This window comes from Exiguobacterium sp. JMULE1 (genome assembly GCF_013337175.1).
In the GTDB taxonomy this organism is placed as follows: domain Bacteria; phylum Bacillota; class Bacilli; order Exiguobacteriales; family Exiguobacteriaceae; genus Exiguobacterium_A; species Exiguobacterium_A indicum.
This window is the reverse complement of the sequence record NZ_SGWC01000002.1, coordinates 343,154-355,071: the sequence shown is the minus strand read 5'-3', so window position 1 is coordinate 355,071 and position 11,918 is coordinate 343,154. Positions and strand designations below refer to the sequence as shown.

15 protein-coding genes are annotated in these 11,918 nt (G+C 47.8%); 10 read left to right on the top strand and 5 right to left on the bottom strand.

What is annotated here, in order from left to right; genetic code table 11:
• Positions 1 to 23: 23 nt before the first annotated feature.
• Complete coding sequence (locus EXW93_RS02075) at positions 24 to 662, bottom strand: pentapeptide repeat-containing protein (protein WP_023467029.1); 639 nt, start codon at positions 660 to 662, stop codon at positions 24 to 26.
• Between the two features lie 176 nt (positions 663 to 838).
• Here EXW93_RS02075 and EXW93_RS02070 point away from each other — a divergent pair, with 176 nt between their 5' ends.
• The 8 genes from EXW93_RS02070 to EXW93_RS02035 all read left to right on the top strand — a co-directional run bounded on the left by EXW93_RS02070 (position 839) and on the right by EXW93_RS02035 (position 7,392).
• Positions 839 to 2,161, top strand: a complete 1,323-nt coding sequence (locus EXW93_RS02070; protein WP_023467028.1) for a Y-family DNA polymerase — start codon at positions 839 to 841, stop codon at positions 2,159 to 2,161.
• Positions 2,145 to 2,474: a YolD-like family protein gene (locus EXW93_RS02065; protein WP_023467027.1), complete on the top strand. Its 330-nt coding sequence runs from the start codon at positions 2,145 to 2,147 to the stop codon at positions 2,472 to 2,474. The genes EXW93_RS02070 and EXW93_RS02065 overlap by 17 nt, the downstream gene beginning before the upstream one ends.
• 51 nt (positions 2,475 to 2,525) lie before the next feature.
• Positions 2,526 to 3,338: a ZIP family metal transporter gene (locus EXW93_RS02060; RefSeq protein ID WP_023467025.1), complete on the top strand. Its 813-nt coding sequence runs from the start codon at positions 2,526 to 2,528 to the stop codon at positions 3,336 to 3,338.
• Positions 3,339 to 3,697: 359 nt separating this feature from the next.
• Positions 3,698 to 4,534 (top strand): undecaprenyl-diphosphate phosphatase, encoded by an 837-nt coding sequence (locus EXW93_RS02055; RefSeq protein WP_023467024.1) that lies wholly within the window; start codon positions 3,698 to 3,700, stop codon positions 4,532 to 4,534.
• A 107-nt stretch (positions 4,535 to 4,641) separates the two neighbouring features.
• Entirely contained in the window at positions 4,642 to 5,235 is a 594-nt protein-coding gene (locus tag EXW93_RS02050; protein ID WP_023467023.1) for a LemA family protein, read from the top strand.
• Positions 5,232 to 5,969: a TPM domain-containing protein gene (locus EXW93_RS02045; RefSeq protein WP_023467022.1), complete on the top strand. Its 738-nt coding sequence runs from the start codon at positions 5,232 to 5,234 to the stop codon at positions 5,967 to 5,969. Before EXW93_RS02050 ends, EXW93_RS02045 begins: the two co-directional genes overlap by 4 nt.
• 18 nt (positions 5,970 to 5,987) lie before the next feature.
• Positions 5,988 to 6,251, top strand: coding sequence for a DUF1294 domain-containing protein (locus EXW93_RS02040; protein ID WP_023467021.1), 264 nt, complete (start codon positions 5,988 to 5,990; stop codon positions 6,249 to 6,251).
• A gap of 178 nt (positions 6,252 to 6,429) precedes the next feature.
• Entirely contained in the window at positions 6,430 to 7,392 is a 963-nt protein-coding gene (locus tag EXW93_RS02035; protein WP_023467020.1) for an EAL domain-containing protein, read from the top strand.
• A 51-nt stretch (positions 7,393 to 7,443) separates the two neighbouring features.
• Here the strand turns inward: EXW93_RS02035 and EXW93_RS02030 are convergent, their stop codons facing one another.
• Positions 7,444 to 8,469 carry an iron-containing alcohol dehydrogenase family protein gene (locus EXW93_RS02030; RefSeq protein ID WP_174315992.1) on the bottom strand — a complete coding sequence of 342 codons (1,026 nt, stop codon included), beginning with the start codon at positions 8,467 to 8,469 and terminating at the stop codon, positions 7,444 to 7,446.
• Between the two features lie 132 nt (positions 8,470 to 8,601).
• Between EXW93_RS02030 and EXW93_RS02025 the strand changes: the two genes are divergently transcribed.
• On the top strand, positions 8,602 to 9,417 hold the full coding sequence (locus EXW93_RS02025) for an aldo/keto reductase (RefSeq protein ID WP_174315991.1): 816 nt from the start codon (positions 8,602 to 8,604) through the stop codon (positions 9,415 to 9,417).
• Between the two features lie 111 nt (positions 9,418 to 9,528).
• Here the strand turns inward: EXW93_RS02025 and EXW93_RS02020 are convergent, their stop codons facing one another.
• The 3 genes from EXW93_RS02020 to EXW93_RS02010 form a co-directional block, all read right to left on the bottom strand.
• On the bottom strand, positions 9,529 to 10,272 hold the full coding sequence (locus tag EXW93_RS02020) for a general stress protein (protein ID WP_133208351.1): 744 nt from the start codon (positions 10,270 to 10,272) through the stop codon (positions 9,529 to 9,531).
• Between the two features lie 128 nt (positions 10,273 to 10,400).
• Positions 10,401 to 10,718 (bottom strand): DMT family transporter, encoded by a 318-nt coding sequence (locus tag EXW93_RS02015; RefSeq protein WP_023467016.1) that lies wholly within the window; start codon positions 10,716 to 10,718, stop codon positions 10,401 to 10,403.
• Positions 10,715 to 11,044, bottom strand: coding sequence for a DMT family transporter (locus EXW93_RS02010; protein ID WP_023467015.1), 330 nt, complete (start codon positions 11,042 to 11,044; stop codon positions 10,715 to 10,717). The genes EXW93_RS02015 and EXW93_RS02010 overlap by 4 nt, the downstream gene beginning before the upstream one ends.
• A gap of 269 nt (positions 11,045 to 11,313) precedes the next feature.
• Between EXW93_RS02010 and EXW93_RS02005 the strand changes: the two genes are divergently transcribed.
• Positions 11,314 to 11,868, top strand: a complete 555-nt coding sequence (locus tag EXW93_RS02005; RefSeq protein WP_023467014.1) for a GNAT family N-acetyltransferase — start codon at positions 11,314 to 11,316, stop codon at positions 11,866 to 11,868.
• Positions 11,869 to 11,918: the final 50 nt, after the last annotated feature.

Sequence of the window (11,918 nt, the reverse complement as noted above, 5' to 3'; positions counted from 1 at the left end):
ATCGAAAGCAGGACTTCTTTTTGTTATGGGATGACAAGACCTAACAAGCGAGCAAAGGCGACTGCTTGCTCTTCCGTAATGACAGCGCCTGGTAAAAATCGCGGATCGATCGTAATACCAGAGAGTTCCGTCTGCCGGAGGTCGAGACCTTTTAACGGTGTTTCAATCCATTGGCTATCTGTAAGCCGGACCGCTTCGAGTTTCCAATGGGTCGGCTTCACTTCGAAGAACTGTGCTTCTTTCATCGTCGTTTCGCTCCAGTGTTGATGACGGACCGTACTGCGAATGAACTGTGCGTAATCCGCAAGCCCTTCCTGAATCGTTAAATGGTCAAGCGTACAATCTTCAAACTGGATGCCCGTCATCCGGCATCCGACGAAGGACACACGGTGAAAACGAGTTTCTTGGAAGTGACATCCCGTTAAGTCGCATTGCTCAAAACGAATATCTTCGAACGAACCACGGTCAAAGGTCAGATTCGCGAACGAGACATTTTGAAAACACACTTGATAGGCATCGATGCGTTCTGTCAGTTCACTCGGCATCGACTCTTTCTCATAACGCGCTCCTTTTAGATACGGGTCATCGATTTCGACTTGATCGAACGTCTCTGGCTGAAGCGTCTTCGGTAATTCTGGTAATCGGATAACGGTCTCTTTCAATGAAGGTTCCCCCTTTTTTCTCTCCCTTAGTGTACCAAACTCCTTTTATATGAGGGAAAATCGTTCAATTCCCCCTTTTTCCAACAGTTTTTATTTTGAGACACTTTGAGACCATGCTATAGTCAAGGAAAATTAAAATAAGAACATACGTTCTTTTATGTAAAGGAGTGATTCAGATGTTTCCTTCCGTCGTTTTACCACAAGATAAACGTATTTTTTGCGTCGACAGTGTGTCCTTCTACGCCAGCTGTGAATGCCAGTATCGCAATCTCCCTCCCTTGACGACACGCCTGGCGGTCGTCTCCGATTTAAAAAGAAGCGGATCCGTCATTCTCGCTGCCACCCCTGCTTTAAAAGCACTTGGAATCAAGACAGCCGGTCGACTGTATGAAATCGAGCAATTGCCATACGCTGTTCGTCGTACGATTCGACTTGTCGAACCACGTATGCTTGCTTATATGAAGACGTCGATTCGTGTCCTGGATGTTCTGCACCAATTCGCACCACCTGAAGCCATCCGCGTCTATTCGATTGACGAAAGCTTCATTGACATGACCGGAACCGATCGCCTATTTGGTTCCGACCTGCAAGCTGCTCTCAAAATTAAAGAAGCGATCCTGAAACAGACCGGCATCCACGTCCGCATCGGGATTGGTCCAAATAACGTCATCGCAAAACTGACGCTTGATTTAATCGGGAAAAAAGAAGGCATCGCGCGATGTGGATATGCTGATGTCGCACGACGTCTTCATGACTTTCCGATTCGGAAGATGTGGGGAGTCGGACACCGCATGGAACAACATCTGCAGATGATGGGGATTGAAACAATCGGTGATCTTGCCATGCGCCCTGTCGAAGAGTTACACGCACGCTTCGGTGTCATCGGTGCCGAACTGTGGCATCACGCTTGGGGACTCGACGCATCACCGACACTGCTCCCCCCGCGTCATCTGTTCGAGAAAGCTCCTCAACGGACGATTGGACACGGTGTGACCTTAATGCAGGACTATTATCAGTTCGAACGCATCCAGAATGTGCTCAATGAACTGGTGCAGGATGTCGCCGCACGTTGCCGCTTTTCGAATCAAGTCGGCTGGACCGTTCACATCGGTGTCCGTTATTCTCGAAACGTCGTCCGAAGTGGCTTCTCCCGTCAAGTGCGGTTGCCTTACCCGACATCCGATGAACGCATCATTTTGCGTCACGTCTTACAATTGTTCGAACCGAATTGGCTCGATGGGGAACCTGTTCGATTTTTATCCGTTGCAGTGGGGCATTTGACTGCCGATCAAGGCACCTTACAGTTGTCTTTGTTCGAGGATAATGCGCGGCTCTGGAAACGGCGACGGTTATTAAAAGCAATGGATGTCGTTAACCTCCGCTACGGAAAAGGAACGATTCGCCTCGCTGTCTCGTTTCTTGATACGAGTGTCGCCAAACGTCGCCTTCGTTTTGTCGGCGGTCATCCGGGAGGTGATCTTCATGACAGCGTATCGTGATCGGGGAAATTTAAAATGGATTCCTTTTCTCATGCCGGAACATTTGCAATTGCTGCGGGAATACTATGTCCAGATGCATCAGCTCGACTTGCCTGAAATTGATGAACAGTTGCAAGAATCATGGCACTTTCTGCTTCAAGAAGCTTTAATAGAAGGAAACGAACTTGAAATCACGTATTATAAGGAAAGTAGCTACGTGACGGTCGTCGGTTTCGTCGAACGATTAGAACCCGAACGTTCCGTTCTCTTTCTGCGCGGACGTGAAGTCATTGAAATTCCCTTCACACGAATCGTCCGGATCGAAAACGGGTAAGCTCTCATACAGATGGATGCTTTAAATCGTGCCCGGAAAGAAGGAATAGTCATGTTGGATTGGTTTACTTCTCTCCCCGTCGTCGTGCAAGCACTGCTTGCCGGAATGATGACGTGGGGGTTAACCGCACTTGGTGCGGCACTCGTCTTTGTCTTTACGACGATTGAAAAACGCGTCATGAACATGATGCTCGGTTTTGCTGCCGGCGTCATGATTGCCGCGTCGTTTTGGTCGCTGCTTGCTCCTGCGATCGAGTTCACGGAGCAGGATGGAGGAATCGCCTGGATTCCTGCCGCCATCGGTTTTCTCGCTGGTGGATTTTTCGTCCGTCTCCTCGACTTCGTTACGCCGCATTTGCACTTATCTGCACCACTCGAGACAGCGGAAGGTCCTTCGACAGGACTCAAGAAAACGACGTTACTATTTCTTGCGATCACGTTGCACAATATTCCCGAAGGTCTTGCGATTGGTGTCGCTTTTGGCGCCGCTGCCTTGAACATGGACGGAGCGACCGTCGCCGGTGCTTTGACGCTCGCACTCGGGATTGGGATTCAAAACATGCCGGAAGGAGCTGCCCTATCGATTCCATTACGCGGTGAAGGGATGTCGCGCCGGCGCGCCTTCCATTACGGTCAATTGTCAGCGATCGTCGAACCGATTGCCGCGATGGTCGGAGCAGCCGCGGTCTTCTTCGTTCAACCGCTCCTCCCGTATGCGTTATCGTTTGCTGCCGGAGCGATGATTTTCGTCGTCGTCGAAGAATTGATTCCGGAATCACAAGCAGAAAACGGATCCGATTTAGCAACGCTTGGTTTGATGGTCGGTTTTACGGTCATGATGATTCTTGACGTCGCTTTAGGATGAAGCCGTTGCAAAACGAGCAGTGGATGATACCGTCTTCTGCTCGTTTTTCTGTTTGTAGATTCAGGCGCATTCTAGCAAAACCAATCGATTTGAAGTTTTTCTGACCTTGTGTCCTAACAGAAAAATTTCCCTATCTCTCATAACTATCTCAATGTGAATGGACACGACGGAGTGTCTTAGTCATATCCTATGGAATCTAGATAACTGCTCACTCTTATTCAAACGAATCTAGGCATCGGGTTTCGTCTGAAGCGCATCATACTTTCTCAGACCTGCGCCCGATATTCCGATTAGTTCTATCTCACAAGAATAAAACATGATATGTTTTTAACTAGCACATCGTATAGAAGGAGATTACCATGACAATCATTGAACTTTTAAAAGCGCTCTTACTCGGTTTCGTCGAAGGGATGACGGAATTTGCACCGGTCTCTTCCACGGGTCACATGATCATCGTCGATGACATGTGGTTGCAAACTACCGATTTTCTCGGTAAATATTCGGCGAACACCTTTAAAATCGTCATTCAGCTCGGATCGATTCTTGCGGTCGTCGTCGTCTTTTGGAAACGCCTCTTCAGCTTGATCGGTTTGTATAAGATTGAAGGCGAACATGACGCAGCAGGGACACACAAGTTAAAACTACGGCACGTCTTGATCGGTCTTCTACCAGCAGCTGTTCTCGGATTGTTATTCGAAGATTTCATCGATGAGAACCTCTTCTCGATTGAGACGGTCATCATCGGTCTTGCAGTCGGTGCCCTCTTGATGATTGCAGCCGATAAATTCGGACCAAAGGAACCAAAAACGACATCGCTTGATCAGATTACATATCGCCAAGCAGCACTCGTCGGTCTGTTCCAATGTATTTCCCTTTGGCCTGGCTTCTCTCGTTCTGGTTCAACGATTTCCGGAGGGGTCTTCCTCGGGATGAATCACCGGACGGCAGCTGACTTTACGTTCATCATGGCTGTACCGATCATGTTCGGTGCTAGTTTCCTTTCGCTCGTTAAGAACTGGGAGAACATTCAACCGAACCACTTCGCATTCTATGCTGTCGGTTTCGTTGCGTCGTTCGTGTTTGCCCTCTTATCGATTCGCTTCTTCTTGAAGCTGATCAACAAGATCAAACTCGTTCCGTTCGCCATCTACCGTCTTGTCTTAGCGGCTGTCTTAGCTGTCATCGTCTACATGTAAGTTCAAACCGTTAGCTATTTTAGCTGACGGTTTTTCATTTTTTTGAAACTAATTCAGTCGCTTAAGGGTATATAGGGATGAGACATAATTAAAGGAGTGAATGCCACATGGCACGCAGAAGTCGGAGTACATCAAAACTCCCAATCATCATCGGAGTCGTTATTGTTGCCGTGATTGCCTTTTTAGCAATCGGACAATACAATAGCCTCGTCAATGTAGAAGAAGATGTATCGAATAAATGGTCGCAAGTCGACAACCAAATCAAGCGTCGTGCGGATTTGATTCCGAATCTCGTTGAAACTGTCAAAGGTGTCGCGGGTCAAGAAGAAAAAGTATATGGAAAAGTCGCAGAAGCCCAAGCTGGTCTTGCGCGTGCTGCGTCAACCGAACAACGGATCGAAGCCGACCAACAAGTCACGTCTTCGCTTCGCGGATTGATTGCCTTGCAGACGACTTATCCTGAACTAAAATCAAGCGAACGGTTCCAATCTTTGATGGATACGCTGGAAGGAACAGAAAATCGTCTCGGGATCGCCCGCAAAGATTACAACGATGCTGTAACCCTCTATAACAAAAAACGTCGGAGCTTCCCAACGACACTCTACGCATCCGCCTTCGGATTCGAGAAAAAACCATATTACGAGATTTCAGACAGCGACCGGGAAAATCCGACCGTCGACTTTAACAGTGATTCGAAATGATTCGGCGGTGGACGCGACTTCTATTGAGCGCGTTCCTCGTCTTCTTCCTCTTCGTTCCAACAGCTAGTGCCGTTTCAGAACGGACGGGAGCAGCCTTCTTCATTCAGGATGATGCTCAGCTGCTCACCCCTTCGGAAGAAGCCGAACTCGCGCAACTCGGTCAGGAACTCGAACAATATACGACGGCACAAGTCGTCCTCAAGACGGTTCCCGATCTAAAGGGACAGGATTTAAGCTCTTACGCCAATGAAACGTTCCGGCGCCAAGGCATTGGTCAAGAAGGAAAAGACAATGGTGTTCTTGTCGTCGTCGCTCCAAACGAAAAGGATCGCCAATTTCGGATCGAGGTTGGGTATAAACTCGAAGGGATTTTGACAGACATCACAGCCGGACGTATTCTCGATCAATATGCTGTTCCCTATAAAGAGAACGGTGAGTATGGGAAAGCAGCGTCTGAAACATATAAAGCGGTCGTCAGTGTCATTTCAAAGGATCAGTCGCTTGAGTCACAGGATCCTCCGAAAACACAAAATGACGACGGACTTCCGCTTTGGACGAAGATTCTGATCGGTGCTGGATTACTGATCTTATTGTTCCTCGATATGAAGTTCACCGGTGGTATGTTCTTCTTCGCGATTTTGAACATCTTCTCCGCGATCATGCGTGGTGGCGGTGGAAATGGTGGCAGTCGTGGTGGTGGCGGAAGTTCCGGCGGTGGTGGTGCCGAACGGTAGAAAAGGAGTCGTTTTTTCATGAGGATCATCTTAGGGTATTACCTCCTCCTGACACTCATCGGATTTGTCTCGATGTGGCAGGATAAACGTCGAGCGCAACAACATGCTTACCGGACACCCGAAGCAACACTATTGACGATTGCTTTCCTCGGTGGTGCGCTCGGTTCTTGGATTGGTATGTACACAGTCCGGCACAAGACACGGAAAGCGAAGTTCCAATGGCTCGTTCCAATAGCCGCTATCTTGCATCTCGCTTTCTGGTTTGTTTACACTTCACAATGAAAGAATGTGACCGATAGAGAAGAGAACGTACGGAAATGTGTCCGTCGTTCCTTCTTTTTTTGTATGAGGTCAATGATTATGAATAACAGGTTTAATTTCTTTTTTGTTCAGGGTAAAGAATTTAACCAATTTAATAAATACATCTTTTTTTGATGTACTGAGAGGTGGACATCCCTTTATGTGGCATCCTTGCGCCGAATGTACGACATCAATCCGTTTCGTTGAAGCGGGAGCACTCCATATTCAATCACCAACGCCAGAAATCTATTCCTATCAATCGTTCGAACAGCTCGAACAGTTATTGACATCGCTCTTACGTGTAGCGGATTATCCAGTGTCGTGTCGCGCCACACAATCGCGTTACGTGACAGCACCTATCCTAGCTTCAGCGCTTCTAGAACAACTGAAGCATCGATCTGCGATTGATTTCATCCAGCATGGGGTCATGACGAGCCACCTACAACCGATTTATGATATCCAGCGTAACGTGCTCGTCGCGAACGAAGCCTTGCTACGAGCAGCTGATGACAATACGCCGATTTCACCAGGTGTCCTGTTTTCAACGGCCTCGAAGATGGGACTTCATTCCCGTCTCGATCAACGAGCGCGTGAAGAAGCCATCCGTGCGACGCACCATATTGGTGGCACAGCAAAAACGTTCATCAACTTCCTTCCTTCGACGATCTATAATCCGGAGTATTGCCTGCGCCATACGTTTGAGATCGTCGAACGTTATCAAGTCGATCCGAGTCGGCTCGTCTTCGAAGTCGTCGAAACGGAAAAAATTGAAGACGTCAACCATTTGAAACACGTCTTCGAACAGTATAAAAAGCAAGGCATTCAAGTAGCACTGGACGATGTTGGCGCTGGTTTCTCGACACTCGATATGTTGTCCTTGCTTCAACCGGATTATATTAAAATCGATCGTTCCTTCATCGATCACTGCGATACAAACTCAGAAAACGAAGCCTTTTTACGAAAAGCCCGCCATCTGACACGAGAAATGGGGATTCAAATCTTAGCGGAAGGTATCGAACGGCAAGAAGAACTCGATCTTTGCCGCGAACTCGGCTTTGATCTTGGTCAAGGATACCTACTCGGTCGCCCTGCTCCTTACGCTCGTTTTGCGAAAGCACAATAAAAATACGCACATGGACCGTCTGATGATTCGGTCCATGTGCGTATCTTTATGTTAAGTCGTCGAAACGGAAACCGTCTCGTTCCGTGTGATAGCATCGACTAATTGTTCTGTTGATACAATCGGACGCAACAGACGAAACAGTTCCTCTTTTGATGTCCGTAAAGCAAGTGCTTCGACGACATCGAGCGATAATGCGAAGTCTGCGAGTGTCGTCGGCTGTTCTTGTACAAGAAGATAGTCACGCAACTCTGCATAATCGTCATCATGTCCGAGTAACTTCTCCTGAACGAGTAGTCCGTAACCGACCTTACTCCCGTGTAAAAACGCATGCGTTTCTGGATGAGGCGATAACGCGTTATGCACTGCGTGTCCGATTGCACCACGCGTCGCCGCGTCACCAAAACCACCAATGCTTCCGGCTAACGGAATGACGGTTTCGACGAGATGTTGGATTTCAACGGGATACTCACGAAAACGCGTTTCCGTTATATTCGTCGACAAGATAAGATCCTTACAACGTTCAGCTGTCCGAAGCGCCATCTCAATGATGGGATCTTCAGCCGATGATCCGCTTAAGGCACGTGCTTCATACCACTTCGCTAGCGTATCGACGAGTCCCGCTACAAAATAAGCATACGGACTTGCTGCGATGATCCGATGATCGAGTAAAAGGGCTTCAATCACGACGGGGAACGTATCAAATCGGATGTACTGTCCCTCTTCGTTATACATGACACTGAGCGGAGTCCACGGAGCACAGTTCGAGACGATCGTCGGAATGACGATGACCGGGCGTTGTAATTGAAACGCGACCTGTTTTGCCGTATCAATGACACTCCCACCTCCGAGCGCGAGAATCACATCGTATGGAGCACATACCTGTTTGAAAGCTTCCACCTGTTGATCCGTACAATGCCCTTCAAATAAAAGACGTGGTAATGCTGGTAAAGCAAAAGCGGCTGCTTCATAGGCTTGACGTCCATGAATCAGGACTGCTGAACGATTACCTATCACTTCTTTGAGTTGATCGAGCGCGTTTTCCTCATGTATGTATTGCAAAACAGCTTGTCGAATCACAGAATCGCCTCCTAATATTTGTTATCGCTCAGTATACGCAAAAGAACCCGCTTCGGCAATCATTCGATTTTTATAAGAGGAGCGCGTACACTAGAAAAGAGAAGAATTTACTAAGAAGGAGTCGATGAATCGATGCAACAGGTTACGTTAAACAACGGTATCAGCATGCCCCAACTCGGATATGGTGTCTTTAAAGTACCGGAAGAAGAAGTATATGAAGCGGTCAGCGAAGCACTCCGCGCCGGGTATCGTTCGATCGATACGGCGATGATTTACGAGAATGAAGAAGGTGTCGGTCGCGCGCTGCGTGACTCCGGCATTCCCCGAGAAGAGATCTTTCTGACGACGAAAGTCTGGAATTCCGATCACGGCTACGAAGAGACACTTGCCGCTTTCGAGACGAGTCTACAAAAGCTTGGTGTCGATTATGTTGACTTGTATCTGATTCATTGGCCGATGCCAAAAGAAGATCGTTATGTCGAGACATGGCGGGCGCTCGAACATCTCTATGCCGAAGGGAAGACGCGTGCTATCGGTGTTTCGAACTTCCATATTCCGCACTTGGAACGAATTTTAGCCGAAGGATCGATCGTTCCTGCCGTCAATCAGATTGAACTCCATCCGTTCCTTAGCCAAGAAGCGATCCGAGACTTTTGCCGCAAGCACGGTATCGTCGTTGAAGCTTGGAGTCCGTTGATGAAAGGACGCGACGCGTTGACGCATCCGGTCATCGTCGATATCGCGAATCGTCATCAGAAAACGCCGGCTCAAGTCGTCCTCCGTTGGCACTTGCAACACGACATCGTCGCGATTCCGAAATCCGTCACGCCAAGCCGCATTCGCGAAAATCTTGATGTCTTCGACTTCAGCTTGTCAGACGTTGATATGCAAGCGATTGATCAATTGAACGCCAACGTGCGTACAGGATCAAATCCGGATCATAAATAAGGCGAGACGATTCTCATTTAATCTCCATACAAAAAGAAGGTACTTTTCGGATTTGATCCGGAAAGTACCTTCTTTGATGATGACCCTAACGCGTGATTCCAATCGATTATTTTAGCGGTCTAAATTATTTCCATGATCTTGCTTGGCGATGTCATCCGATTGATGTTTCGATTGACGACGTTCTTCGCCGTCTTGCGTTGCATCATGTTCTTTTTCCTCGCGTTCTGTTTCCGGACGTCGGAAATCGTCATCCCGACGCATTGCAATATCCGGTTCTCGGTTCCCGTCGAGTTTTTTTGAATGATCGATTGCCTGCTCGTCTTGCGGCATCTTATCCGTACCGGCGCGATGCAAATCAATTTCCGCATGCTCTTCCTTCGAATCTTTATCAACATCAAGCGGATTACCGGAGCCGAGCTGTGCATTGGAGTTCGCATCTGATGACGTATGCGTCTCTTCGCCACTACCATAACGGACTTTTACATCAGGATGCGTATTGTCTGTATTTAAATGTGGATCGAACTGGATGTCTTGGACTTCAAGTAACAGAACGAAGCCCCCACCTTCGACTTCCGTTTTGCGTTGTTCGATTTCATTGTCTGATAGATCAAGTGACCCAAACAAATCATCGACTTCTTGATCGCGTCCTTTATTCCCACGAATCCGATCAATCCAAGACGGTTTCGTCGTCGCGATTTCTGCGTCCATTTGGCTACGGACGAGTGCGATGTTCGACTTCTCCTTGACGATGACGTAGAAGTCTTCCTCCCGGTGTCCTTGAATGTGCAGTTCGTCCATTTTTGAGATCAATTCTTCCTCTGAATAGAACGTTCCGATATATTGTTTCGTTTTCATGGATGTTCTCCCCTTATTAACACGATTTGTCATGCGTGACTTCTATAAGGAGTATTTCCTCTTTTGCGTTAAAATATGCCAAAAAACATGCGTTCCGTTAAAACGTCATCTGTTTGACATGTAAACGATCATTCGCCGACGAGTTTCAGACCAATCGTCGCACTTAAGACAAGACCGATACAAACCAGTCGCTTCCAGTCTTTTGATTCGTTATAGAGCACCATGCTGAGGATCGCACCGCCCGCTGCTCCGATTCCCGTCCAGACCGCGTACGCCGTTCCCATCGGTAAACCATTCATTGCAAGCGTTAAGAATAGGAAACTGAGTCCGAATCCTGTTCCCATCAACAGTAAATTCTTCGCATTCTTATTTTGATTGAACGTATTGATCAAGACGACACCAAACATCTCAAAGATTCCGGCAATGATTAAATAAATCCAACTCATGCTGATTTCTCCTCTCCACTGACTAACTTCAGACCGATGACGCCGACGAGTAAGACAGCGATCAATACTAATTTCATCACGGAAGCGGCTTGGTCGAATAACACGATGTCCGTCACGACCGTTCCTGCTGTTCCAAGACCGACGAAAACAGCATAGACCGTTCCAACTGGTAAATGGTTACTCGCTTTAATTAGCACGGTAAAGCTAACGATGATACAGACGATCGTTGCAGCCCACTCAAGTGGTGTTGCCGCATGTTTTAATCCGATGACCCAGCCCACTTCAAAACACGCTGCGACGATGATCCCAATCCAATACTTTGCCATAATAATTGCCTCCTAATAGGTAAATTCAAATGAAAAAGCCCGGGAGCAAGCGAGACGATTCGCTTTACTCCCGGGCTTTTATCCCTCCGTTGCATGGACAAACGTCCATGTTCCTCCCTCGGTCCAGCCGTACGGAACCCTAGAGGATACTCCCTATTCCATTCGATACAACCACCCTAGCACGCCCTTTTTCCCATGTCAAACAGGAATCTGTTCCCCATCTGTCAAATAGAATCAAAGTGACTTCATCTGAATGAGGAGGATGCTGCATGCGTTATAAAATCAATGATCAACTTCGGATTCGTCGTTTTACACCAGAAGATGTAGAAGCGGTTCACGCCTATGCCTCACAACCCATCGTCAGTCAATTCCAGTCATGGGGACCGAATACCGAAACGGATACGAAACAATTCCTACACGATGCGCTTGAAAGTGAACTCGAGACACCAAGACGTCGTTATGTCTTTGCCGTGACGTTTCCAAGTGACGTCGTCATCGGTGCCGGTGAACTCGTCATCACAGACGTTGAGAATAAAATCGCCGAAATCGGATACGTCCTCTCGCCTGATGAATGGGGGAACGGATACGCGACGTCAATCGCCTCTTTCCTTCTCCAATTCGGTTTCGAAAAACTAGAACTACACCGAATCACGGCAACGTGTGACCCACGAAACGTCGCTTCCGAACGTGTCTTGCAAAAGGTCGGCATGACGAAGGAAGGACAGCTTCGCGAGACGGTCTATCTCGAAGACCACTGGCGTGATTCCTTGATTTACGGCATGCTCGACTGGGAATGGCAAGTGGATCACGAAGAAGATAACTAACATATGACTTCAAACGGTGTGCCGAGGCATACCGTTTTTTCATGAACAAC